This is a genomic window from Lonsdalea quercina subsp. quercina (genome assembly GCF_000688695.1).
Taxonomy (GTDB): domain Bacteria; phylum Pseudomonadota; class Gammaproteobacteria; order Enterobacterales; family Enterobacteriaceae; genus Lonsdalea; species Lonsdalea quercina_D.
The window spans coordinates 1-24,832 of the sequence record NZ_JIBQ01000021.1 but is presented as its reverse complement, the minus strand read 5'-3'; the positions used below and the strand labels follow the sequence as shown (position 1 = coordinate 24,832).

At 55.3% G+C, this 24,832-nt stretch carries 24 protein-coding genes and 1 pseudogene; 15 read left to right on the top strand and 10 right to left on the bottom strand.

What is annotated here, in order from left to right; all coding sequences use genetic code 11:
- Nucleotides 1-180: 180 nt before the first annotated feature.
- Together SB13_RS16535 and cutC are read left to right on the top strand one after the other, a co-directional pair.
- Nucleotides 181-780 carry a VOC family protein gene (locus SB13_RS16535; protein WP_026741403.1) on the top strand — a complete coding sequence of 200 codons (600 nt, stop codon included), beginning with the start codon at nt 181-183 and terminating at the stop codon, nt 778-780.
- Nucleotides 781-911: 131 nt separating this feature from the next.
- Nucleotides 912-1,670 (top strand): copper homeostasis protein CutC, encoded by a 759-nt coding sequence (gene cutC, locus SB13_RS16530; protein WP_026741402.1) that lies wholly within the window; start codon nt 912-914, stop codon nt 1,668-1,670.
- A gap of 460 nt (nt 1,671-2,130) precedes the next feature.
- Here cutC and cmoB read toward each other — a convergent pair whose 3' ends face one another.
- The 5 genes from cmoB to SB13_RS16505 all read right to left on the bottom strand — a co-directional run bounded on the left by cmoB (nt 2,131) and on the right by SB13_RS16505 (nt 5,929).
- On the bottom strand, nt 2,131-3,102 hold the full coding sequence (gene cmoB, locus SB13_RS16525) for a tRNA 5-methoxyuridine(34)/uridine 5-oxyacetic acid(34) synthase CmoB (RefSeq protein ID WP_026741401.1): 972 nt from the start codon (nt 3,100-3,102) through the stop codon (nt 2,131-2,133).
- Nucleotides 3,099-3,842 carry a carboxy-S-adenosyl-L-methionine synthase CmoA gene (gene cmoA / locus SB13_RS16520; RefSeq protein WP_026741400.1) on the bottom strand — a complete coding sequence of 248 codons (744 nt, stop codon included), beginning with the start codon at nt 3,840-3,842 and terminating at the stop codon, nt 3,099-3,101. Before cmoA ends, cmoB begins: the two co-directional genes overlap by 4 nt.
- Nucleotides 3,843-3,962: 120 nt before the next feature.
- The gene (locus SB13_RS16515; RefSeq protein ID WP_026741399.1) at nt 3,963-4,358 is read right to left on the bottom strand and encodes an MAPEG family protein; all 396 of its coding nucleotides are present in this window, start codon (nt 4,356-4,358) and stop codon (nt 3,963-3,965) included.
- A gap of 155 nt (nt 4,359-4,513) precedes the next feature.
- Nucleotides 4,514-5,329, bottom strand: a complete 816-nt coding sequence (locus tag SB13_RS16510) for a DUF72 domain-containing protein (RefSeq protein WP_026741398.1) — start codon at nt 5,327-5,329, stop codon at nt 4,514-4,516.
- A gap of 18 nt (nt 5,330-5,347) precedes the next feature.
- Nucleotides 5,348-5,929 (bottom strand): hydrolase, encoded by a 582-nt coding sequence (locus tag SB13_RS16505; RefSeq protein WP_026741397.1) that lies wholly within the window; start codon nt 5,927-5,929, stop codon nt 5,348-5,350.
- 309 nt (nt 5,930-6,238) lie between these two features.
- Here SB13_RS16505 and aspS point away from each other — a divergent pair, with 309 nt between their 5' ends.
- The 6 genes from aspS to ruvB all read left to right on the top strand — a co-directional run bounded on the left by aspS (nt 6,239) and on the right by ruvB (nt 11,520).
- Nucleotides 6,239-8,035, top strand: a complete 1,797-nt coding sequence (aspS, locus tag SB13_RS16500; protein ID WP_026741396.1) for an aspartate--tRNA ligase — start codon at nt 6,239-6,241, stop codon at nt 8,033-8,035.
- 1 nt (nt 8,036) lies between these two features.
- Entirely contained in the window at nt 8,037-8,480 is a 444-nt protein-coding gene (nudB, locus tag SB13_RS16495) for a dihydroneopterin triphosphate diphosphatase (protein ID WP_026741395.1), read from the top strand.
- A gap of 23 nt (nt 8,481-8,503) precedes the next feature.
- Nucleotides 8,504-9,247, top strand: a complete 744-nt coding sequence (locus tag SB13_RS16490) for a YebC/PmpR family DNA-binding transcriptional regulator (protein ID WP_026741394.1) — start codon at nt 8,504-8,506, stop codon at nt 9,245-9,247.
- Between the two features lie 37 nt (nt 9,248-9,284).
- On the top strand, nt 9,285-9,806 hold the full coding sequence (gene ruvC / locus SB13_RS16485; RefSeq protein ID WP_026741393.1) for a crossover junction endodeoxyribonuclease RuvC: 522 nt from the start codon (nt 9,285-9,287) through the stop codon (nt 9,804-9,806).
- A gap of 84 nt (nt 9,807-9,890) precedes the next feature.
- Nucleotides 9,891-10,508, top strand: coding sequence for a Holliday junction branch migration protein RuvA (gene ruvA, locus SB13_RS16480; RefSeq protein ID WP_026741392.1), 618 nt, complete (start codon nt 9,891-9,893; stop codon nt 10,506-10,508).
- A gap of 7 nt (nt 10,509-10,515) precedes the next feature.
- A complete protein-coding gene (gene ruvB / locus SB13_RS16475; RefSeq protein WP_026741391.1) occupies nt 10,516-11,520 on the top strand; it encodes a Holliday junction branch migration DNA helicase RuvB in 1,005 nt (334 codons plus the stop codon).
- A gap of 152 nt (nt 11,521-11,672) precedes the next feature.
- Here ruvB and znuB read toward each other — a convergent pair whose 3' ends face one another.
- Together znuB and znuC are read right to left on the bottom strand one after the other, a co-directional pair.
- Entirely contained in the window at nt 11,673-12,458 is a 786-nt protein-coding gene (gene znuB / locus SB13_RS16470) for a zinc ABC transporter permease subunit ZnuB (RefSeq protein WP_026741390.1), read from the bottom strand.
- Nucleotides 12,455-13,207 carry a zinc ABC transporter ATP-binding protein ZnuC gene (znuC, locus tag SB13_RS16465; RefSeq protein ID WP_026741389.1) on the bottom strand — a complete coding sequence of 251 codons (753 nt, stop codon included), beginning with the start codon at nt 13,205-13,207 and terminating at the stop codon, nt 12,455-12,457. Before znuC ends, znuB begins: the two co-directional genes overlap by 4 nt.
- Nucleotides 13,208-13,282: 75 nt before the next feature.
- On the opposite strand from znuC, the gene znuA reads away from it, so the two are divergent.
- From znuA to SB13_RS16445, 4 genes are all read left to right on the top strand, one after another.
- The gene (znuA, locus tag SB13_RS16460) at nt 13,283-14,329 is read left to right on the top strand and encodes a zinc ABC transporter substrate-binding protein ZnuA (protein WP_026741388.1); all 1,047 of its coding nucleotides are present in this window, start codon (nt 13,283-13,285) and stop codon (nt 14,327-14,329) included.
- 12 nt (nt 14,330-14,341) lie between these two features.
- Nucleotides 14,342-15,721 carry a murein DD-endopeptidase MepM gene (mepM, locus tag SB13_RS16455; protein WP_026741387.1) on the top strand — a complete coding sequence of 460 codons (1,380 nt, stop codon included), beginning with the start codon at nt 14,342-14,344 and terminating at the stop codon, nt 15,719-15,721.
- 152 nt (nt 15,722-15,873) lie between these two features.
- Nucleotides 15,874-16,836: a lauroyl-Kdo(2)-lipid IV(A) myristoyltransferase gene (gene lpxM, locus SB13_RS16450; protein ID WP_026741386.1), complete on the top strand. Its 963-nt coding sequence runs from the start codon at nt 15,874-15,876 to the stop codon at nt 16,834-16,836.
- 334 nt (nt 16,837-17,170) lie between these two features.
- Nucleotides 17,171-17,527 carry a hypothetical protein gene (locus SB13_RS16445; protein WP_026741385.1) on the top strand — a complete coding sequence of 119 codons (357 nt, stop codon included), beginning with the start codon at nt 17,171-17,173 and terminating at the stop codon, nt 17,525-17,527.
- A gap of 217 nt (nt 17,528-17,744) precedes the next feature.
- On the opposite strand, the gene pyk is transcribed toward SB13_RS16445, so the two are convergent.
- Nucleotides 17,745-19,187 carry a pyruvate kinase gene (gene pyk / locus SB13_RS16440; protein WP_026741384.1) on the bottom strand — a complete coding sequence of 481 codons (1,443 nt, stop codon included), beginning with the start codon at nt 19,185-19,187 and terminating at the stop codon, nt 17,745-17,747.
- A gap of 155 nt (nt 19,188-19,342) precedes the next feature.
- The gene (locus SB13_RS16435) at nt 19,343-20,212 is read right to left on the bottom strand and encodes a MurR/RpiR family transcriptional regulator (protein WP_026741383.1); all 870 of its coding nucleotides are present in this window, start codon (nt 20,210-20,212) and stop codon (nt 19,343-19,345) included.
- A gap of 361 nt (nt 20,213-20,573) precedes the next feature.
- Between SB13_RS16435 and zwf the strand changes: the two genes are divergently transcribed.
- Both zwf and SB13_RS16425 read left to right on the top strand, forming a co-directional pair.
- A complete protein-coding gene (gene zwf / locus SB13_RS16430) occupies nt 20,574-22,049 on the top strand; it encodes a glucose-6-phosphate dehydrogenase (RefSeq protein ID WP_026741382.1) in 1,476 nt (491 codons plus the stop codon).
- 124 nt (nt 22,050-22,173) lie between these two features.
- Entirely contained in the window at nt 22,174-22,815 is a 642-nt protein-coding gene (locus SB13_RS16425; RefSeq protein ID WP_026741381.1) for a bifunctional 4-hydroxy-2-oxoglutarate aldolase/2-dehydro-3-deoxy-phosphogluconate aldolase, read from the top strand.
- Between the two features lie 286 nt (nt 22,816-23,101).
- Here SB13_RS16425 and purT read toward each other — a convergent pair whose 3' ends face one another.
- Nucleotides 23,102-24,280: a formate-dependent phosphoribosylglycinamide formyltransferase gene (gene purT / locus SB13_RS16420; protein ID WP_026741380.1), complete on the bottom strand. Its 1,179-nt coding sequence runs from the start codon at nt 24,278-24,280 to the stop codon at nt 23,102-23,104.
- Between the two features lie 162 nt (nt 24,281-24,442).
- Between purT and SB13_RS16415 the strand changes: the two are divergent.
- Nucleotides 24,443-24,832 (top strand): annotated as a pseudogene (locus tag SB13_RS16415) (transposase); the annotation flags it as partial.

Here is a 24,832-nt window from a genome sequence, read left to right as displayed (position 1 = left end):
AAAGCATCATGGAAAGGGGTAAGTTTCGTTAATAAATTAATCAGCGTGATGATCTTAAACGATAAAAAAACATACAGAAAATTGACAATCGACTGACAATTCCGTTTAAAGCTGGATGCAGATGCTAACTCTCTGTAAATTAATAAAGCAATTAAGTTAACGGAGGTATTTGAAAATAAAATGGCTGCTAATACATCGCAACCGCTCCCCGTGTCATTAATGGAAGATCTGTCTCGGTTCGAATCAGAGATCTTCAAACTGGCTGAGCAGCTCTCGTTGGATATCGGGCAGTTTAAGGCCGATCACATCTCACTGCGTTGCCATCAAAACGCAACGGCGGAGCGCTGGCGCGAGGCGCTGCTGGATAATGGGGCGACGCTGTTATCTGAAAATATCATCAACGATCGGCCTATTTGCCTGTTTTTACTTCCTCAACCGATGACGGTCGGCCCGTGGCAAATCGCGTGTATCGAGCTGCCGTGGCCGGGAAACAAGCGCTATCCTCATGAAGGCTGGGAGCATGTGGAAGTGGTTCTACCGGGGGATCCGGCCACGCTTCATCAGCGGGCGCTGGCGTGTCTGCCCGATGCGGCGCTGCTCACTCCGGGCATTCGTCTCAAATTCAGTCAGCCACAGGGGGAGCAAGAGCGATTGCCTAATCCCACGCTGGCCGTGACTAACGGTACGGTCACCCTTAAGTTTCATCCTTTCAGCTTGCAGGACATCGTCGAGAGCGAACGGGATTCGCTCCCGCCACACGGTGATCACGCCGGGCGCTGACGTTTATACTGTGCGCCACTTCATATCCTTTAATGTTGCTCTCCTCAAGAACGGTAACGCGGTGCCATAGTATATTGGATCATTCATTCAGGAGCGCTGTTGCTCCTGGCCGCGATTTTAGGGAGGGAGCTATGCCTAAGCTGGAAGTATGCTGCTACAGCATTGATTGCGCATTGACGGCAGAACGTGCGGGGGCTGACCGTGTGGAACTGTGCGCGGGCTTGCGGGAGGGCGGACTGACGCCGGGATACGGCATGCTTCGTCAGGCGCGGGAGCACCTCACGCTCCCGGTGCATCCGATGGTACGGCCTCGTGGCGGCGACTTTTGCTACAGCGCGACGGAGTTCTCAGCGATTTTGTATGATATCGATCAGATACGCGACCTGGGGTTCCCGGGCGTCGTCGTCGGTATATTGGATGACGAAGGGCATATCGATTTAGCGCGCATGAAGCAGGTGATGACGCATTGCGAGGGTTTGGCCGTGACGTTTCACCGCGCGTTCGATATGTGCTTCAACCCGCGACAGGCGCTGATGCAGCTTGCCGATTTGGGCGTTTCCCGCGTGTTGACTTCCGGCCAGCAGCAGAGTGCCGAAAGCGGTTTGCCATTATTGCGGGAACTTAACGCACTAGACCGTGGTCCTATCATTATGGCGGGTTCTGGCGTGCGTCTGACCAACCTGCATAAGTTTCGCGCCAGCGGAATTAAAGAATTGCACAGCTCTGCGGGCCAATGGTTGCCGTCGCCCATGCGTTATCGCAAAGCGGGCGTGAGCATGAGCGCGGATGTCGACGGCGACGAATTCCAACATTACTGTGTTGATGGCGACGTGGTGGCGGCCATGAAGAGCGCCTTGACCTCGGATCAGCACACCGCTTCTGTTACGTGATGTGACGCGGTGTGCCTACCTTTGCCGCGCAGCATACTTCAGCAGGTTTGCTTGCGAGTACCAAGCCCCGGTGTGTTACCGGGGCTTTTTTTCGCCTGTTGTCAGGCTATCTGACGCGATGATCGGTGATATCACTATCGGGGCGACAGTAAAAAGCGAGGAGAAAACACGTTTTTCCGCAGGTCGAAACACTCGAAAGCAAAACCCTGTTTTAATCGGTACGGCCTCATCGGACACCGGTGTTCTCGGAAAAATAGCGTAGGGAGGGCATCGGGTTCGTTCAAAAGCGTGGAGGGGTTGAGAGGACGTGATGGCGATCGTCTTGTGAGCAGTTTGACGGCCAGGCGAGCATCGCGGTGAAAGCACTGCCCCGGCGTTGTCGATACGGGACTGACTTTTAGTGATTCAGCATAGTGATGTTTTGCCCCGGCGCTTAACCGGGGCTCTGTTCGACAACGTATCAGGGTTTTTTGGCGACAATAACTGCGCGGAGCGGAGCCGGGTAGCCTTCTACCGTTTTGGTGCTATCCGTCGGGTCGAGGAAGTCAGCCAACGACTCGCTCACCATCCAGTCTGTGCGCCTCTGTTCCTGCGTAGTGGTGACGCAAAGGTCGACAATCCGGACGTCCACAAAACCGCATTTTTCGAGCCACTGGGTGAGCGCCGCGGGTGAAGGAAGGAAATAGACGTTACGCATCTGGCCGTAGCGTTCACCTGGCACCAGCACGCTGTTTTCATCCCCTTCAATCACCAGCGTTTCCAATACCAGTTCTCCGCCGCTGACCAGCTGATCTTTTAACTGCCACAGATGATCCAACGGAGAACGTCGGTGATAGAGCACGCCCATCGAAAAGACGGTGTCGAACGCGGCCAATGCTGGCAGCTGTTCAATGCCTAAAGGCAATACGTGGGCGCGACGGTCGTCGCCCAGCAGCCGGCGAACGGCTTCAAACTGGCATAAAAACAGCTGCATAGGGTCGATGCCGACGGCCAGGCGAGCGCCCGCGCCGACCATGCGCCACAGGTGGTAACCACTGCCGCAGCCGACATCGAGAATATGCCGGTCTTGCAAGGGCGAAATATGCGGTAGCACGCGATCCCACTTCCAGTCCGAACGCCACTCAGTGTCGATGGTGACCCCGTAGAGCGAGAAGGGGCCCTTGCGCCACGGCATTAAATTACGCAGAAGCTGCTCAATGCCAGCGCGCTGACCATCGTGAATGTCGGGTGTCATCGTGGCCGCGACGCCGTTTTGCAAGTCGAGCGTCGTCGGCGTCAGTTCGGGCAAGTGTTCCAGCGTATTGAACCACTGTTTAAAGCGGCCGTGCAGCGATTCCTGTTGCCACTGGGTAATTTGCGCTGGCAATGTGTTCAGCCAATGACTGAGCGGCCCGATGGCGATCTGCTGATAAAAGCGTCCGAAGTCGATCATTGTGCGCACTCTCCCTTGATTGCCAGCAGGGAGCCGAAGTTGAAGCACTGGAACCAGACGTCGCTGTGTTCGAAACCGGCCTGCGCCAGACGCGCTTTATGCGTGTTCACACTGTCCGTCAGCATGACATTTTCCAGCATGCTGCGTTTTTGGCTGACCTCCAGTTCGCTGTAGCCGTTCGCGCGTTTGAAATCATGATGCATGTTGAAGAGCAGGTCGCCGATGGTGTCATCGTCAAAGCTAAATTTTTCCGATAAGACCAGCGCGCCGCCGGGGCGCAGCCCTTCATAAATCCGCGTCAGCAGGGTTTGTCGCTGATCCGGCGCCACAAACTGCAGGGTGAAGTTCAGCACGACCAGCGAAGCATTTTCGATCGGCGTCGCCAGCACGTCGGCTTCGCGTACGTCGACAGGCGTGTCGGCGCGGAAGGCGTCAATATGCCGGCGGCAGCGTTCAACCATTGCGGGAGAGTTATCGACGGCGATAATCTGGCAGCCCGGCACCTGAATATGGCGACGCATGGAAAGCGTGGCCGCGCCCAGTGAGCAGCCCAGATCGTAAATGTGCGAATTCGGCTGGACAAAGCGCTCGGCCAGCATTCCGATCATCGAAATAATATTGGAGTAGCCGGGCACCGAGCGCTGGATCATGTCGGGGAAGACCTCGGCCACGCGTTCGTCAAAAGTCCAGTCTCCCAGATTGGCAATGGGAGCGGAAAAAAGCATATCGCGGTTGGTCATAGCGGAAAAACACATGTGAACAAGAAATTGGGGCGCATTCTATCAGAAACGTGGCGCAAAGAGAGAGCGTCAAGGTAATACGGTAAGCGCGGGGTGTCCCGTCTTACCGTGAAATAAGCATTATCGCAGGGTCAAGATCAGTTCCCAGGGAAGATAATACAGGTTCGCCAAAACCATCAATGTCAGAGAAAGGTAGGTCGACATCATGCCATAGCGGCGCCAGCGGAATTCGCGCTGCCGTAAGCCATAGTAATGAAACAGACGACCGAGAATCAGCAGGATGCCGCAGAGATGGATCATGCCGATTAATGCGCCGTTCATTTCCATCAATACCAACATGATAGCGCCGATAGGAATATATTCGACCGCGTTGCCGTGAACCCGAATTGCGGTTTGCAGCTCGTAAAAACCGCCGTCGCCGTAGGCAACACGGTACTGCATCCTGAGTTTCACGACGTCAAAGGAAAGCTTGATTAACAACAATGCACCGAGCACCACGTATAGCGTGCTTACCATTTTCTACTCCATTGCCTGTCCAAAGCGGCTGGCAGAATAATAGCCTCTCTTTTGCCCGACTGTCGCCTGAAACGGCACGGTTTTTTATCTGAAATTTTCTACCAGAACGAATTGAGTATAAGAAAAAGAACTAACAAATGCCTTGTCAGAGTCGGCTAAAACAGCGTTGACTGCTCTGGCCAATGCGGCCGCGGCGGCATATCCGACAGTACGGCGCTCAGTTTGGGCCAGAGCTGGCGTGCCAGCTCCGGCGCGAAACCGATATCCGGCGTGTGAATAAATAGGTAGGGCGAGTGCGCGGTCTGCCAGTGAGCCAGTTTCTCGAGCCAAGGCGCGAACCAGCGCTGGTTGTCCTCCTGACTGTCGTTGCCGATGAATCGAACCAGCGGCTGTGAGGCGGTCACTACAGCGTGGACGGGAACGCGCGGTTTTTTTCGCTGGGCTTCTCGCATCGCTTCACTGTCGGCTATTGCGCTATGGACCGGCCTGCTGTCCATAATGACGCGGTTGACGCCACGCTGATGCAGTCCCTGATTGAGCCGGCGCTCATCCTCGCCTTTGGCGAAAAACTGCGGGTGACGAACCTCGACACCGTAGGTACAGCCCGACGGCAGCGCATCCAGAAACTGCCACAGGTCCGGCAGTTGTCCGGGACTGAACGCAGCAGGCAACTGCAGCCACAATTGTCCCATTCGATTCGCGAGCGGCGCCATACAGCGAAAGAACTGAGTCACTTCCGGCTGGCAATCCCGCAGCGCCGCCTGATGGCTGATGGTCGAAGGGAATTTGAAGCAGAAACGGAAATCATCGTGCGTCATATCCCGCCAGCGTAAAACCACTTCCGCGGACGGCAGCGCGTAAAACGTGGTATTGCCTTCCACACAGTTAAAATGTTTGGCGTAGTCCGCCAGGTCGCGTAATCCCAGCTTTCCCCAGGCCGCGTGCTGCCACTGCGGCAATCCGATATACATAATTTTGCGTTATGCCTTCTATTCCGTGTCCGTGGTTAACGCCTGCGCGATCTCGGCGCTGTTCCGTACCCGTGCGATACGCGGGAATATATGCGTCATACTACTCTGATGCTGTTCCGCGCTGCCGGCACTGCAGAGATCTTCGGCTACCACCAGGTTATAGCCGTGCTCCCAGGCGTTGCGCGCGGTGGATTCTACGCCGATGTTAGTGGAGATGCCGCCCAAAATAAGGGTGTCGATGCCGCGGCGACGGAGTTGCAAATCGAGATCCGTACCATAAAACGCGCCCCACTGGTGTTTGATGATGCGGATATCGCTGTCGCTGAGGTTGAGCCCCGACGCAAACGTCAGCCAATTCTCCGGCAGGGCTGCGGCTGCATTGGGTTGGTCGACCGTTTGCCGCGGAGCGTCGCCAAAGTCTGCGGACCAGCCGACGCGCACAAGGATGACCGCCGCGCCGTTCTGGCGGCAGATTGTCGCCAGCTTATCTGCACGGCTTACCACGTCTTGGGCGGCATAAGGACCGCCGGCGAAAGGAAGAATGCCTTCCTGGAGATCGATCAGTACCAATGCGGTGGAGGAGGGTATCAGTTTCATCATAGTGAGGGCCCCGTTGTGTGATGACTCTGGTCTTCAATCTTGGCTTCAGGCTAGGCGGAGGCCGGTAAACAGGCCAGCAAAAAACGTTTACCAGATGATAATAATGTTAACTTTTTTATCAAACAAAGGGCAGCGTGGTGAAGAAAGCCGCCACAGCCAGTCGGGACTCTTATCGAAAGGGGGAAATTCCTTTATAATGCCCCCCTTTTTTCATCGGACAGTATTCCCGCAAATCATGCCGTCGCTTCGCCAGCCGTCAAACGGGTTGGCCGGGCGCGGCAACGGCGGTTGAGTATAAAGGACATCGTGATGCGTACTGAATATTGCGGACGGTTAAACTCGTCCCACGTGGGCCAGGAAGTGACATTGTGCGGCTGGGTTAACCGTCGACGCGATCTGGGTGGCTTGATTTTCATTGATATGCGTGACCGCGAAGGTCTGGTTCAGGTCTTTTTCGATCCTGATCGACAAGACGCATTTACCCTGGCTTCTGAACTGCGTAACGAATTTTGTATTCGGCTGACCGGTCAGGTGCGCGCCCGTCCGGACAATCAGGTGAACAAAGACATGGCGACGGGTGAAGTGGAAGTTATCGCGACTTCACTGACCATCATCAACCGCGCTGAGCCGTTGCCGCTGGACGGCAATCAGGTCAACAGCGAAGAAGCTCGCCTGAAGTACCGCTACCTCGATCTGCGCCGTCCTGAAATGGCGCAGCGTCTTAAAACGCGTGCGCGCATCACCAGCTTTGTACGTCGTTACATGGACAGCAACGGTTTTCTGGATATTGAAACGCCGATGCTGACCAAAGCCACGCCGGAAGGCGCGCGCGACTATCTGGTGCCAAGCCGGGTACATAAAGGCAAATTCTACGCGCTGCCGCAGTCGCCTCAGCTGTTCAAACAGTTGCTGATGATGTCAGGCTTCGACCGCTACTATCAGATCGTAAAATGTTTCCGTGACGAAGATCTGCGTGCAGATCGTCAGCCGGAGTTCACCCAGATCGATGTGGAAACATCATTCCTGACGGCTCCGCAAGTGCGCGAGCTGATGGAAAGACTGGTGCGTGAGCTGTGGCTGGATATCCTCGACGTCGATCTCGGCGAGTTCCCGATCATGACCTTTGCGGAAGCTATGCGTCGCTACGGTTCCGATAAGCCGGACCTGCGCAACCCGATGGAGCTGGTGGACGTTGCCGATCTGTTGAAGGACGTTGAATTCAAAGTGTTCTCCGGCCCGGCCAACGATGCCAGCGGCCGCGTTGCCGCGCTGCGCGTTCCAGGCGGATCGCAGCTGAGCCGTAAACAGATCGATGAATATGCGAAGTTTGTGGAGATTTACGGCGCTAAAGGTCTCGCCTACATCAAGGTTAACGAGCGTGCGAAAGGCCTCGAAGGTATCCAGAGTCCGGTCGCCAAGTTCCTGAATGAAGCGATCATCGCGGCAGTGCTGGAACGCACCGGTGCGGCGGACGGCGACATCATCTTCTTCGGCGCAGACAAAGCTAACGTGGTCTCTGACGCTTTGGGCGCGCTGCGACTGAAGCTGGGTCGCGACCTGAAACTGACGGAAGAAGGCAGCTGGCGCCCACTGTGGGTCATCGACTTCCCGATGTTCGAAGACGATGGCGAAGGCGGTTTGACGGCGATGCACCATCCGTTCACCGCGCCGAGCAACATGACGCCGGAGGCGCTGGAAGCCGCGCCAACCTCGGCTATCGCCAATGCCTACGATATGGTGTTGAATGGCTATGAAGTGGGCGGTGGTTCCGTGCGTATCCACAATGGCGACATGCAGCAGGCGGTATTCCGCATTCTGGGCATCACCGAACATGAGCAGCGCGAGAAGTTCGGCTTCCTGCTGGACGCCCTCAAATTCGGCACGCCGCCGCATGCCGGTCTGGCATTTGGTCTCGACCGTCTGGTCATGCTGTTGACCGGGACTGACAACATTCGTGATGTGATCGCGTTCCCGAAAACTACGGCGGCAGCTTGCCTGATGACCGAAGCCCCGAACTTCGCCAACCCGGCGGCGTTGGATGAACTCTCTATCGCGGTTGTGGGCAAAGGCAAAGCGGCACAGGATCAACGGTCAGAGAATCCATGATATGACCTATAAGCGACCCGTTTCGGTTCTGGTGGTTATCTATGCCCGTGACACCGGGCGGGTGCTCATGTTGCAACGGCGCGACGATCCTGACTTCTGGCAGTCGGTTACCGGCAGTCTGGAAGAAGGTGAAACCGCGCGGTATGCCGCACAGCGTGAAGTAAAGGAAGAGGTGGACATCGATATCGCGTCAGAAGCGTTATCGCTTGTCGACTGTCACCGCTGTGTTGAGTTCGAGCTTTTTGCTCATTTAAGACATCGCTATGCCCCGGGGGTCACGCACAATAAGGAATCGTGGTTCTGTCTGGCGTTACCTACGGAACGTGAGGTGCGGATCAGCGAACACCTCGCGTATCAGTGGCTGGACGCGCCCAGCGCGGCGCGTCTGACGAAGTCATGGAGTAACCGGCAGGCGATTGAAGAATTTGTTATTTATCCGGCCTGAACAGGCTTTTTTCGGAGATTTTTATGGCAGGTCATAGTAAGTGGGCCAACACGAAACATCGTAAAGCGGCGCAGGATTCTAAACGCGGAAAAATTTTCACCAAAATTATTCGTGAGCTGGTGACGGCAGCCCGTCTGGGCGGCGGTGAAGTCGCTTCCAACCCGCGTTTGCGTGCTGCGGTCGATAAAGCGCTGTCCAACAACATGACGCGTGACACCCTTAACCGTGCGATTGCTCGCGGCGTGGGCGGCGATGATGCTGATAACATGGAAACCATCATCTATGAAGGTTACGGCCCCGGCGGCACCGCGGTGATGGTGGAATGCCTGAGCGACAACCGTAACCGTACGGTTTCCGAAGTCCGTCACGCCTTTACCAAAAGCGGCGGTAACCTCGGGACCGACGGCTCCGTCGCCTATCTCTTCACCAAAAAAGGCGTGATCTCCTATGCGCCGGGTTTGGATGAAGACACGGTAATGGATGCGGCGCTGGAAGCGGGCGCTGACGATGTCGTGACCTATGACGACGGCGCTATCGACGTTTACACGCCGTGGGAGACCTTCGGTGAAGTCAAAGATGCGCTGGATGCCGCCGGTCTGGTGGCTGAAGCCGCAGAAGTGTCCATGATCCCTTCTACCAAGGCCGACATGGATGCAGAAACCGCACCGAAACTGATGCGTTTGATCGACATGCTGGAAGACTGTGACGACGTGCAGGAGGTTTACCACAACGGTGAGATCTCCGACGAGGTGGCGGCGCTGCTGTAATGGCGTTGCCGGCGATGAACCGGTGGGGAGACAGGCGTTGACGATCATCTTAGGTATTGACCCTGGTTCGCGAATCACCGGTTATGGCATCGTCCGCCAGCAGGGGCGGCAGATCAGCTACCTGGGTAGCGGCTGCATTCGCACCGTGGTGGACGATATCCCCGGGCGGCTCAAGCTGATTTATGCGGGAGTGAGCGAAATCATCACGCAGTTTCAGCCGGACTGTTTCGCCATCGAACAGGTTTTCATGGCGCGAAATGCAGACTCGGCGCTGAAGCTTGGACAGGCGCGGGGAGCGGCCATCGTCGCGGCGGTCAACCAGTCGTTGCCGGTTTTTGAATATGCGGCGCGGCAGGTGAAGCAAACGGTGGTCGGCACCGGCGCTGCGGAAAAAAGCCAGGTGCAGCATATGGTGCGATCATTGCTGAAACTACCCGCGAATCCCCAGGCGGACGCCGCCGATGCGCTGGCTATCGCCATCACGCATTGTCACTTCAGTCAGAACTTGACCCGCATGGGGCAGGAGAGGCTAACCTTAGCGCGAGGGCGATTGCGCTAGAGACCAGGCTGGATATTCATCCAGCCTTTTTTATGGTATAAGCTATACCCCATCGTTAAGCGTAAATTCAAAAGGAAACGTCACGTGATAGGTCGTCTCAGAGGCATCATTCTGGAAAAACAACCCCCGCAGGTATTGATTGAAGCCAACGGCGTGGGGTATGAAGTGCATATGCCGATGACCTGTTTCTACGAGTTGCCCGAGCTGGGACAAGAAGCGATTATCTTCACCCATTTTGTCGTGCGTGAAGATGCACAGCTGCTGTTCGGGTTCAACAACAAACAGGAACGTTCCCTGTTCAGAGAGCTAATCAAAGTCAATGGCGTCGGGCCCAAACTGGCGTTGGCCATTCTTTCCGGTATGTCGGCGCAGCAGTTTGTCGGCGCGGTCGAGCGTCAGGAAATTGGCGCTCTGGTGAAACTGCCTGGCGTGGGCAAGAAAACGGCCGAGCGTCTGGNGGTTGAGATGAAGGATCGCTTCAAGGGACTCAATGGCGATATGTTCAATCCAGCCAGCGACCTGAGCTTGCCGCCGGCAACGGATGCCGCAGCATCGTCTGCGGATATTGAAGCTGAGGCGGAGTCTGCGCTGGTGGCGCTGGGTTATAAACCACAGGAAGCCAGCCGGATGATCAGCAAGGTCGCCAAACCTGGTGCTGATTGTGAAACCCTGATCCGAGACGCGCTGCGCGCCGTTCTTTGAGGTAGCCATGATTGAAGCCGATCGTTTAATTTCCCCCGAGGTCGTCTCCGAAGAAGAGGTGCTGGATCGCGCTATTCGCCCCAAGTTGCTGGCGGAGTACGTCGGCCAGCCCAAGGTGCGCGAGCAGATGGAAATCTTCATACAGGCGGCGAGACAGCGGGGCGATGCGCTGGATCACCTGTTAATCTTCGGTCCTCCCGGATTGGGCAAAACCACGTTGGCCAATATCGTGGCCAACGAAATGGGGGTGAACCTGCGCACCACGTCCGGACCCGTGCTGGAAAAAGCAGGCGATCTGGCCGCGCTGCTGACTAACCTTGAACCCCACGATGTGCTCTTCATTGATGAAATTCATCGCCTGTCGCCGGTGGTGGAAGAGGTGCTTTATCCTGCGATGGAAGACTATCAGCTGGACATCATGATCGGCGAAGGTCCTGCTGCGCGTTCAATCAAGTTGGATCTTCCTCCGTTCACGCTGGTGGGCGCCACGACCCGGGCGGGATCGTTGACCTCGCCGCTGCGTGACCGCTTCGGCATCGTTCAGCGTCTGGAGTTCTATCAGGTTCCGGATTTGCAGCATATCGTTGGCCGCAGCGCCGTTTGTCTCGGACTGGAGATGACGGAGGAAGGTGCGTTGGAAGTGGCCCGCCGTGCGCGCGGTACGCCGCGTATCGCCAACCGGCTGTTGCGTCGCGTACGGGACTTTTCCGAGGTGAAGTCGAATGGTGTGATTGACGGAGACATCGCGATTCAGGCGTTGGATATGCTGGCGGTCGACTCCGAAGGCTTCGACTATATGGACCGCAAGTTGCTGTTGGCGGTCATTGATAAGTTCATGGGCGGCCCGGTCGGACTGGATAACCTGGCTGCGGCCATTGGCGAAGAGCGTGAAACTATTGAGGATGTGCTGGAGCCATTTTTGATTCAGCAGGGCTTTTTACAGCGCACGCCGCGTGGACGCATCGCCACGCAGCACGCCTATCGTCACTTCGGTTTGACACGGGAAGAGTAAGGCTGACGTTATTGTCTGAACGGGTTTTGCAGAAGGCCGCCTATAGTGCCTATAGTGCGGCCTTCTTCTTTTCAGAACGTCCGATAAGGCAAAAGTTAGGGGAGAGGGCATTGAACTGGCCTGCATGAGGATCACGCAGACCAGCGGCGAAACTAGGCGGATTGCTTCTTCACTAGGCTCAGCATAAACAGCAAAGAGGCGCAGAGCACGACGGAAGGACCCGCCGGGGTGTTGGCATCGGCTGAAAGCGCCAAGCCACCCGTCACGGCAATCATCCCGATGACAATGGCGATCCCCGCCATCTGTTCGGGCGTGCGGGCAAAGCGCCGGGCGGCGGCGGCGGGGATAATTAGCAGCGACGTGATAATCAGCGCGCCGACAAATTTCATGGCCAGACCGATGGTTAATGCGGTCACCAGCATTAACAGGAGTTTGCTGCGTTGCAGCGAGACCCCGTCGACGTGCGCCAGCTCCGGACTGATTGTCATGGAAAGCAGCGCGCGCCATTGCCAGCACAGAACCGCCACGACCACCACGACCCCGCAGCCGATGAACCACAGGTCGTCGGTGGTGACGGAAAGCAGGTCGCCGAACAGGTAGGCCATAAGGTCGACCCGAACGTTACTCATCAGGCTAACCACAACCAGACCTAACGAGAGCGCACTGTGCGCCATAATGCCCAGCAGCGTATCAATGGCGAGGTAAGGGCGACGTTCGAGCCACACCAGCCCGAGCGCCAGCGCTAGCGTGACGGCAATCACGGCGTAGAAGGGATTCACATCCAGCAGCAGTCCAAAGGCGACGCCCAGCAGAGAAGCATGCGCAAGCGTATCGCCAAAGTAAGACATTCTGCGCCATACCACGAAGGAGCCCAACGGACCGGCTGCCACAGCCAGCAATATTCCCGCGAGCCAGCCGGGAAATAACAATTCGATCATGCGCCATCCTGCCTTTTCAAAATCACTTTTCCATTTAAATCATGTCGATGATTGTGGTGATGCCGGTAAACGGCCAGCTGTTCTGCGCCGCGCTGGCCGAACATGGCCAAAAACTCGGGGTGCAGAGAAACGACTTCCGGGGCGCCAGAGCAGCACACGTGCTGATTGAGACACAGGACTTCATCCGTTTTCGCCATCACCAGGTGCAGGTCATGGGAGACCATCAACACCCCGCAGCCATACTCCTGGCGCAGCTGGTTGATCAGGTCGTAGAGCGCCAGCTGGCCGTTGACGTCGACGCCCTGTGTCGGCTCATCCAGCACCAGCAATTGGGGACGGGTAAGAATCGCACGGGCCAGCAGCACTCGTTGGGTCTCGCCGCCGGAAAGTTTTTGCATCGGCTGCTCCGGCAGATGTCCGGCATTGACCCGCTTTAATGCGGGCAGAATATCCTGCTTTTTGACGCCGGGACTGAGCTGCATAAATCGGCTGACCGTCAGGGGCAGGGTGGTGTCAAGATGCAGCTTCTGAGGCACGTAGCCGATGCGCAGGCCCGGCGTCCGGGTTAGCGTGCCGCCGGCAATGTCCTGTAGACCAAGAACGACTCTGACCAGCGTCGATTTTCCGGCGCCGTTCGGGCCCAAAAGTGTGAGGATACGTCCAGGCTGCAGCGTCAGCGAAATGTCTGAGAGTACGCGCCGGCTGCCGAACTGGACGGAGATGTTATCGAGAGAAACCAGTGTAGACATAGAATTCTGCTTGCAGATACCGTGTGACGTTATAATATAACGAAAATTTTTTCTGAAATCGATGGATGACCTGTCATGACACGCCCTAATTTACACCACTGGATAAAAAAAGCGTTAACCGTCAGCACGTTAATGGTGGCGGCTGGGGCTGCCCCAATCGCTTCTGCGGACGTGGNGACGTCCATTCGCCCGCTGGCTTTCATCGCCGCCGCAATTGCGGACGGGGTGACGCCGACGGAAGTGCTGCTGCCGGACGGCGCGTCGCCCCACGATTATGCCCTCCGTCCTTCTGATGTCCAGCGTTTACAGTCCTCTGAATTGGTTATCTGGGTCGGGCCGGAGATGGAAGCCTTCTTGCAAAAGCCGCTAAGTCAAATTCCCGCAAACCGTCAGATCACGCTTTCCACACTACCTGAAATCAAAGCGGCGATGATCAAAGCATCTCATCACCACGGCGAAAGTGACCACGAGGGGAATAGCGAGCACACGGATCATGACGATGCTGCCCACGCTGGAGAGGCGCATGCCGGGCATGACGACGAGCCCGCGCACGGCGCGGCGGCCGCGGATGAAGAGCATGACGACGGCCATCATCATGGCGAGTTCAACATGCACCTCTGGCTGTCACCGGAAATGGCGCAAGCGTCCGCGATCGCCATTCATGACAAATTATTGGAACTAATGCCGCAGAATAAGGACAAATTAGACGCGAATCTGACTCATTTCACTGAGAAACTTGCACATACGGATAAAAATATTGTTAATATGCTGGCGCCTGTGCGAAACAAAGGCTATTTCGTGTTTCATGATGCCTATGGGTATTTTGAACAACACTATGGATTAAGCCCACTTGGTTACTTCACGATCAATCCGGCTATCTCGCCCGGAGCACAGCGTTTACATCAAATACGAACACAGTTGGTTGAGCACAAAGCGGAATGCGTTTTTGCTGAGCCACAATTCAGGCCAGCGGTCATCAGTGCTGTCGCTAAGGGAACGCAGGTACGCATGGGCGTCCTGGACCCGCTGGGAAGTGACATCGCTCTGGATAAAGACAGCTATGCGCGTTTTCTGCTGCAATTGTCTAACCAGTATCTGAGCTGCCTGGAGAAAAAATCATGAGGATACGAATAAGTGCAGCAGATAGTCCGAACTATCGCTCAGGCGTATAACACTCTCCCAAGACCTCACCGAGTGATGTTGGGGTCTCTGACCATAGTAACTTTGGCCGTCGCCGTCTGGCGGCCAATGGTTTATCCCCCGGTCAATGATGCGCCTGTGATTATCAAAGATGCTGATAATGAAAGAAATCAGCCTAAAACGTTAACCCCTCCCGCCAGCGAACCGCTGGACGCGCCTTCATCCGCTAATGCGAACTCCGCCGACAGCGACGACAATACGATGCTCGACCAGCCGACGCCCTCGGACGATATCCCGAAGGATGAACTGGACGATAATGTTTCCGATGGCAACGCCGCGCATGAATATGTCGTCTCTACCGGCGATACCCTCAGCAGCATACTGACCCAGTACGGCATCGATATGTCCGATATCGCGACTTTAGCGGAGCAGAATTCCGCATTGCGCAATTTGAAGATCGGTCAGCAGATTTCCTGGGAACTGGGAAAGGACGGCGATTTGCAAAGCTTGCGTTGGCAGGTTTCCCGACGCGAAGTTCGCACCTATACCCGTAAGGGCGATGTTTTCAAGGAAGCGATCGAAAACATGCAGGGCGATTGGCACAACAAGGTGTTGACCGGGCGGCTGACGGGCAGCTTTGTCAACAGCGCATTGAATGCGGGGCTGACCAACGGCGAAGTGCGCGAAGTGATCAAAGCGCTGCAGTGGCAGCTAGACTTCCGTAAATTGCGTCTCGACGATCGTTTCTCGGTGCTGATGTCCCGCGAAGTGCTGGATGGACACAACGAGCAAAGCGAACTGCTGGCCGTTCGTCTGCGCAGCGGCGGTAAAGATTACTATGCTTTCCGTTCTGAAGATGGGAAGTTCTACGATCGTGAAGGTTCTGGGTTATCTCGCGGCTTTATGCGGTTCCCGACCATGAAACAGTTCAAAATCTCTTCCAACTTTAACCCTCGTCGGCTTAATCCTGTTACGGGCCGTGTGGCACCGCATCGCGGCGTCGATTTTGCGCTGCCGGTGGGAACGCCCGTGTTGGCTATCGGGGATGGGGAAGTGGTGGTCGCGAAGCGCGATGGAGCGGCAGGCAATTACATCGCCTTACGTCATGGTCGCCAGTACACCACGCGCTATATGCATTTGAGCCGACTCCTCGTTAAACCGGGGCAGAAAGTCAAACGCGGCGACCGTATCGCGCTGTCGGGCAACACTGGCCGCTCAACCGGACCGCATTTGCATTATGAAGTCTGGATTAACCAGCAGGCGGTCAATCCGCTGACGGCGAAGCTGCCGCGCTCCGAAGGGCTGGACGGCAAAGAACGTCGTGACTACCTGGCTCAGGTGCGCGAGATGCTGCCGCAGTTGCAGCTGGATTAACTTCCCCAACGTCTTGCAACAGCCGGTCGCCTCATCGCCACCGGCTGTTTTTTTGTGGGTCGCGACCTCTCAGGACGGCGATCCGGCTTAATGACTGTTACCAGGCTGACTGCCCACAACGCGGTCGCCATTAAGTACTCAAGAGTAAACGCATGGAAAAAGTGAAGAAAAATCGGTCCGAGTTCATTCCCCAATTCCAATCTGCTTTTTTTCTCCCACGTTATTGGGGGATTTGGCTGGGAGCGGGCGCGCTGGCGCTAGTTGCCTGCCTACCGGCCAAGCTGCGCGATCCGGTGCTGGGCGCGTTAGGTCGCATGGTTGGACGCGTTTCTAAAGGCGCGCGCCGCCGCGCACGCATCAACCTGCTGTTGTGTATGCCAGAGCTAACCGAGTCACAGCGTGAGAAGATCATCGATGACATGTTCGCGACATCCATTCAGTCCATCGTTCTGATGGTCGAGCTGGCGATTCTTCCGGCAAGACGCGTTTATGAGCGAGTGCGGTGGCACGGCGAAGACATCATCGATACGTTGAGGGACCAGGATCGAAACGTGATCTTCATGGTGCCGCACGGCTGGGCGGTCGACCTGCCGGCAATGCTGATGAGCTGGCGCGGCCAGAAAATGGCGGCGATGATCCACAACCAGAAAAATGAGCTGGTCGATTATCTGTGGAACTTGCTGAGACGCCGCTTTGGCGGCAGGTTGCACACGCGTAACGATGGGATCAAACCCTTTATCGGGTCGGTGCGGGAAGGCTATTGGGGCTACTATTTACCGGATCAGGACCACGGGGCCGAGCACAGCGAATTCGTGGACTTCTTCGCTACCTATAAGGCCACGCTGCCCGCGATTGGTCGTTTGATGAAAGTCTGCCGTAGTGAGATTGTTCCGCTATTTCCGATCTACAATGCTCGGACTTCACGGCTGGAAATTTATATCCGTCCGCCGATGAGCGATATCGCGGAGGCGGACGATAAGGGCATCGCTCGCCGAATGAACGAAGAACTGGAGTATTTGGTCCGTCCCAATCCGGAACAGTACACCTGGATTCTGAAATTATTGAAGACCCGCAAACCGGGAGAAACGGAACCTTACCAGCGCAAAGATTTATAATATCACGACGGCTTGATGCGCTATCACTTCGTCATTTATCACACTTCACCGGTGCCGGAAATAACGGCATCGGTGAATGTGGAAACAAATTTTCATTAAACTTTACCCTATCCGAACGTAAGACATAATTAGCGTCTTGTTCATGCCTAATACTCTATTATCTCGGACAATTCCTCGTATTAATATCCTTTATCCCTATGTTATTACTCTCCTCATGGTTGTCATTAAGATGACTTTAGCGTTAGGTCTATAAATTAAGCGAGCGACACATCTCCGATGCGTTTTTATATGACCGGCCATTTTGATTAAATAGTGCGGTAAAAGGATATTCATTATGCATTTTAAACCTGTTTTTTTAGGTGTCTTACTGGCGACATCAGCACTGAGTTTTACGGCAGCCAACGCGGCGGTGGATCCTGCCTACAACGGTAACGTCAAGGCACCTGTTGTTACGGACCATGGTCGCGTAGCAGCCGCTAGCCACGACGTCGGCACGCATTCGGCGAAAAAAGTGGAAGCGGAACGTCAGGCGGCCAAATCCCGCGTCGAAAATCGTCAGAAAACGATTCAAAAGAAAAACACGCAATTGCACGAAAAGGTGCAGGCGAAAAATTCAGCCGTGCAGCATCACGCCAATAACGTCAATTCGTCCAAAGAAAAACAGCAGGAATTATTCCCGCCCAAAAAGTGAGCTAAAAAGGGTGTTGAAAATAGAAATGGGTCGTGATGAAGTCAGAAACTCAACTCGGATGATGAAATAAACAAAGTGATGGCGCATCCCTGTGACAAATCATCGACTCTTGCAGATAATATTTAACTTTCACCCTTATAAAAAAGCCGGGAGTTCCGGCTTTTTTATATCCCAAAAATATCCCCGTCACCAGGGATGACGGAGAGTGACAATCCGTTTATTCGACCCGCAAGATCCTGACCGTATTTGTCGTGCCAACCGTACCCATGACATCGCCCTGCGTGACAATCACCAGATCGCCGGACATCAGGAACCCCTTATCGCGCAGCAGAATGACGGCATCATTCGCGGCTTCCACGCCGTCGGAATAACGAGTGAATTGAACGGGCGTGACGCCACGATACAGCGCGGTCAGATTCAGCGTGCTTTCATGACGCGACATAGCAAAAATAGGCAGTCCGGAGCTGATGCGGGACATCATCAACGCGGTACGACCAGACTCGGTCATCGCAACGATGGCGGTCACGCCTTTCAGATGGTTGGCGGCATACATAGCCGACATCGCCACCGACTCTTCGACGTTATCGAATTCGGCGTCCAAACGGTGCGTGGAGACGTTGATACTCGGAATTTTTTCCGCGCCCAGACACACGTTGGCCATCGCTGCTACCGTTTCCGCCGGATACTGGCCCGCGGCGGTCTCCGCTGACAGCATAACGGCGTCGGTGCCGTCCAACACGGCGTTGGCGACGTCCATTACTTCTGCGCGCGTCGGCATCGGATTGGTGATCATCGACTCCATCATCTGCGTCGCGGTGATGACCGCGCGGTTGAGCTTGCGGGCGCGACGGATCAATTTTTTCTGGATGCCGACCAGCTCAGGGTCGCCGATTTCAACGCCCAGATCGCCTCGGGCCACCATGACAACGTCGGAAGCCAGGATGATATCGTCCATGGCTTCATCCGTCGCAACGGCTTCTGCGCGTTCGACTTTGGAGACGATTTTGGCTTCACAGCCCGCCTCCAATGCCAGTTGACGGGCGTAATTGAGATCGGCGCCGGTACGGGGGAAAGACACGGCCAGATAGTCCACGCCGATTTTAGCGGCAGTCACGATATCCGCTTTGTCTTTGTCGGTCAGTGCAGCCGCAGAGAGCCCACCACCCAGTTTGTTGATGCCTTTATTGTTCGACAACGGGCCACCGACGGTCACCTCCGTATAGACCTTCGCATCAACGACCTCAAGCACTTTGAGCTGAACGCGACCATCATCCAGCAGCAGGATGTCGCCGGAAACAACGTCATCGGGCAGGCCTTTATAGTCGATACCGACGGCTTCTTTATTGCCTTCCCCGCGACCCAGACTGGCGTCGAGCAGAAATTTGTCGCCGACGTTGAGGAAAACCTTGCCTTCCTTGAAGGTGGAAACGCGAATTTTTGGACCCTGGAGATCGCCAAGAACAGCGACGTGGCGGCCTAATCTTGCCGCAATTTCACGCACATTAGCGGCACGTAGTTGATGGTCTTCTGCGGTGCCGTGAGAAAAGTTCAAGCGGACAACGTTCGCACCGGCGGCAATAATCCTTTCCAGATTATTGTCGCGGTCGGTTGCCGGTCCCAAAGTGGTAACAATCTTCGTTCTTCTTAACCGTCTGGACATGGATGACTCCGTTGACTGGTGAAGCGGAAATAGGGCGAAAGTAGCTAAAACACGGCTGACGCTTCTCTCTGGGGGGAGAGGGCGGCCCCGCACAATGGGGAGCCGTGGCGGTTGAACCGTACCGACGAAAAGGCGCGACGCCGGCTGAGTGCAAATCAGTTATAAGGGGTGCTGAACGGTCCTTCTTTATCAAAACGCGATTCTTTTAAGGCTTCCTTGACGCGTTTCAAGTTATCTCTAAATTTCGCGCCGCGCCTTAAGGTAAACCCTGTCGCCAGGACATCAATCAGCGTGAGTTGAGCGATGCGCGACACCATCGGCATGTAGACGTCGGTATCTTCCGGCACCTCCAACTGGAGGGTTAACGACGCTTCTCGTGCCAACGGCGTACCTTCGGAAGTGATAGCGATAACCGTCGCGTCATTCTCGCGGGCAATACGGGCCATGTCCACCAGCGTTTTGGTGCGTCCGGTATGTGAAATCAACACCACGACGTCACCTTCGCCCGAGTTCATGCAGCTCATGCGCTGCATGACCAAATCGTCGAAGTAGGCCACGGGGATGTTGAAGCGAAAGAATTTGTTCATTGCATCATGCGCGACGGCCGCCGAGGCCCCGAATCCAAAGAAGGAAATTTTGCGAGCCTGGGTCAGCAGGTCGACTGCCCGGTTGATCGCAGCGATGTCGAGACACGATTTGGCGTGTTCCAGACCGGCCATGGTGGACTCGAAGATTTTAGCGGTGTAGGCCTCAACCGTATCATCTTCCTCCACGTTGCGATTCACGTAGGGTGTGCCGTTAGCGAGACTTTGCGCCAGCTTCAGTTTGAAATCAGGGAAGCCTTTGCTGTCCAGCCGCCGGCAGAATCGATTGACGGTGGGTTCGCTCACATCCGCTAACTTAGCGAGTGTCGCTATACTGGAATGGATGGCTGACTGAGGGGAGGCGAGAATGGCTTCAGCGACTTTTCTTTCCGACTTACTCAATAGCTCCAGGTGCGTCCGAACTTTATCCAGCATTTTCATAGAGTGATACCATCAATGGTCATGTCGATTTCAGCTAAAGGTGAATCGATGTGAATTTCGTGGAAATATACTATGCGCTAATCTGGCGTGGCAGAGGGCGGCGTAGCGAAAGTGTGGTTTTTTCACCAGAACATGACGTGTGTCTAACTTTCAAAATAGTCATTCACTGTCAAAACTGTTAGCTCATTTTCTCTCTAAGACGGGTGTCGTTATCAGTGTGCCAACGAGAATATTCAGGTATCGCGTTGTTACACCGCGATTTGTGGGGTATGTCGCAGGCTAACGGTTTACTGGTCCCAGCCAAAAATAGTACATTACATATGTAATAAAATTACAGCATCCTGCAATGAGGAGATAGAACATGGCGGTAACGTCAACGGCCCAGGCATGTGACCTGGTGATTTTCGGTGCAAAAGGGGATTTGGCGCGCCGTAAATTGCTGCCTTCACTGTATCAACTGGAAAAAGCAGGTCATATCCACCCGGATACCCGTATCATCGGCGTTGGCCGAGCGGACTGGGATAAAAAGGCCTACACCAAAGTCGTGCGGGAAGCGCTGGATACTTTTCTCAAAGAGCCGCTGGACGATAAACTGTGGAAAACACTGAGCGAGCGGCTGGATTTCTGCAATCTGGATGTACAGGATGCCGCGGGTTTCAAGCGATTGGGCGACATGCTTGACCAGGAGAACCGCGTAACGATCAACTATTTCGCCATGCCGCCCAGCACCTTCGGGGCTATCTGCGGCGGTCTTGGCAAGGCGGGGTTAAACAAAGAGCCCGCTCGCGTCGTGATGGAAAAACCGCTGGGAACCGATTTGGCCTCTTCGCAGGTCATCAATGACCAGGTGGCGGAATACTTCAACGAATGCCAGGTTTATCGTATTGACCATTATCTCGGGAAAGAAACGGTTCTGAACCTGTTGGCGCTGCGCTTCGCCAATTCGCTGTTTGCCAATAATTGGGATAACAGCACCATCGACCATGTTCAGATCACCGTCGCCGAAGAGGTGGGTATTGAAGGCCGTTGGGGGTATTTCGACCAGGCCGGACAGATGCGCGATATGATCCAGAACCATCTGCTGCAGATACTGACCATGATCGCGATGTCGCCGCCGTCGGACCTGACGACGGACCGTATTCGTGATGAGAAGGTCAAAGTTTTGCGTTCTCTGCGCCGTATCGACCGTTCCAATATTCATGACACGACCGTACGCGGCCAATACACTTCCGGTTTCGTTCAGGGCAAGAAAGTGCCGGGTTACCTGGAAGAAGAAGGCGCCAACAAATCGAGCAATACCGAGACATTCGTCGCCCTTCGCGTGGATATCGACGACTGGCGCTGGTCCGGCGTGCCATTCTACCTGCGAACCGGTAAACGCCTGCCGAGCAAATGTTCAGAAGTCGTGGTGTATTTCAAAAACCCTGCGCTCAATCTGTTCCACGACTCCTATCAGCAACTGCCTCAAAACAAACTGATTATTCGTCTTCAGCCTGACGAAGGAATTGAGATTCAGATTTTGAACAAAATCCCGGGTCTGGATCATAAGCACCGTCTGCAGACGACCAAATTGGACCTTAGCTTCTCCGAAACGTTCAATCAGGAGCATCTGGCCGATGCGTACGAGCGGCTGTTGCTGGAAACGATGCGGGGTATTCAGGCGCTGTTCGTTCGTCGCGACGAAGTGGAAGAAGCCTGGAAGTGGGTAGACTCCATTATGGAAGCCTGGGGGCAGGACAATGATGCGCCTAAGCCTTATCAGGCAGGCTCGTGGGGGCCGGTTGCGTCCGTAGCGATGATTACCCGTGATGGCCGTTCCTGGAACGAAGTCGAGTAGTGATTGTCCTCGGCCTCTGTTTTGTCGGGGGCCGAAGAGGTAACGAATCACGGCCCGGTCGACTCATGGGGCGGCCGCGCCAAATTAATCAATGCCTTTTAGACATGAGTGGAGAAAGCGCTTAATGAAAAACTGGAAAACCAGTGCGGAACAGATTCTGACGGCAAGCCCGGTCATTCCGGTGATCGTCGTGAATAAACTGGAACATGCGGTTCCCATGGCGAAAGCCTTGGTCGCTGGTGGTATCCGCGTACTGGAACTCACGTTGCGCACCGAATGTGCGGTAGAAGCGATTCGCCTGATTGCGAAAGAAGTACCGGACGCGATTGTGGGCGCGGGAACGGTGACCAATCCTCAACAGCTGGCCGAGGTTGTCGATGCCGGCGCGCAGTTCGCCATCAGCCCTGGGTTGACTGAGCCGCTGTTGAAAGCGGCGACGGCGGGCGATATTCCGCTGATTCCGGGTATCAGCACCGTTTCTGAACTGATGCTGGGCATGGATTACGGATTGACGGAGTTTAAATTCTTCCCGGCTGAGGCTAACGGCGGCGTGAAAGCCCTGCAGGCTATCGCGGGTCCGTTTGGCAAAATCCGTTTTTGCCCCACCGGTGGGATTACGCCGAATAACTACCGCGACTATCTGGCGCTGAAAAGCGTGCTATGTGTGGGCGGCTCTTGGCTGGTGCCGGCTGACGCGCTGGAGTCCGGCGATTACGGTCGAATCACCGATCTAGCTCGCACGGCAGTTGAAGGCGCTAAAGCCTAATTCGGCACATCATACGGTGAATATGCGTCAATGACGTTATAACCGCGTATGAGAGCGGCTTCTGAACCACCTCTTCGGAGGTGGTTTTTTTATGGTTGAAGTCTATGTTAACGCCTCCGCGGCGCTTTTTTCCCTTCGCTCAAACCTAACTGAATATTTTCGATGTGGGCTAATAGGGGAACGGGATGCAGCGAGGCTTAAAGGGGCGCATCCATCGTGGCAGGGCAATAGCGTGGGATATTGTATAAGGCAAAAAAAGGGCGCAGAGAGGCTGCGCCTTTGAATGTTAACCGTTGACCTGCACCGCCGCGGCGACAACCTTGGCGCGCTGTACGGCTGAGTCTGTCGTATCGTCCATCGCTAATGCGACGCCCATTCGACGCTGGCCGCTGATTTCCGGTTTGCCGAACAGGCGGATTTGCGTCTGTGGCAGCAGGGCGTGTTCCAATCCCTGATAGCGAACGTCGCTGCTGGTCAGATTCGGCAGTATCACCGCGGAAGCCGCTGCGCCGTACTGGCGAATGGCGCCCACCGGCAGGCCGAGGAAAGCGCGTACGTGTAAGGCAAACTCCGACAAATCTTGAGAAATCAACGTCACCATGCCGGTATCGTGCGGCCGCGGCGAGACTTCGCTGAAAATGACGTCATCGCCGCAGACAAACAGCTCAACGCCAAATAGGCCGTAACCGCCAAGTGCTGTAACGACTTTGCCGGCGATATCTTTTGCCCGTTCAAGCGCCACAGCGCTCATCTGCTGCGGCTGCCAGGACTCTCGATAGTCGCCATCCTCTTGGCGGTGGCCTATCGGGTCGCAAAAGTGAAGCCCGTCGATGGCGTTGACGGTCAGCAAGGTGATTTCGAAATCAAATTTCACCAGCCCTTCGACAATCACTTTCCCGCCACCGGCCCGTCCGCCTTCCTGCGCATAGCGCCAGGCTGAGTCCAATTGCTGGGCTTCACGCATCAGGCTCTGGCCTTTTCCTGATGAGCTCATAACGGGTTTTACGATGCAGGGAAAGCCAATGTCCTGCACGGCTTCGCGAAAGCCTTCTTCGCTATCGGCAAAACGGTAGGGAGAGGTGGGAACGCCCAGAGTTTCAGACGCCAGGCGGCGAATACCTTCCCGATTCATCGTTAATCGGGTGGCCTGAGCGCATGGCACGACGCGTTGCCCTTGTTTCTCAAGAGCCACCAGCGTATCAGTGGCGATGGCTTCAATTTCGGGAACGATGTAGTCAGGTTTTTCCTGAGCGATCAACCGTTCCAGCGCTTCGCCGTCCAGCATATTTATGACGTGGCTACGGTGTGCGACCTGCATGGCCGGAGCGTCGGCGTAGCGGTCGACGGCGATGACTTCAATTCCCAAGCGTTGGCATTCAATCGCCACTTCTTTTCCCAGTTCGCCCGATCCCAGCAGCATGACGCGGGTGGCTCCGGGGCGTAGGGCTGTTCCAATTGTTAACATAAAAGTCGTATCCGATGCGGTTAAGAATTCCGGCGCAGTATAAACGAAACCGTTTGCGTGTGCATCCGGAGGCCATTTTGAGCTGACCTTCCCCCTGAAAACAGTGCCAGTCTAAACTGAAGTATCCGGTCTTTCTTCCATTACCCAGAGAGGCTCATTGCCATGAAAAAGACCCGTTATACCGAAGAACAGATTGCGTTTGCGCTGAAACAAGCCGAAACCGGCACCCGCGTCGGGGAAGTCTGCAGAAAGATGGGGATTTCTGAGGCCACTTTTTACAATTGGAAGAAGAAATTCGGCGGGCTGGGCGTGACGGAACTACGACGTCTGCGGCAGTTGGAGGATGAAAATCAGCGGCTGAAGAAGCTGGTGGCAGATCTGAGCCTGGACAAGGAGATGCTTCAGGAGGTATTGAAGCGAAAGTTCTGAGGCCGGCTCAGAAGCGCCAGGCGGTGCATTTCCTGCTTGAAGCTTATCGTATCAGTGTCCGCCGCGGATGCGGCCTGCTGATGCAGAGCAGAACTGTCTACCACTGGCAGAGCCGGCGTGATG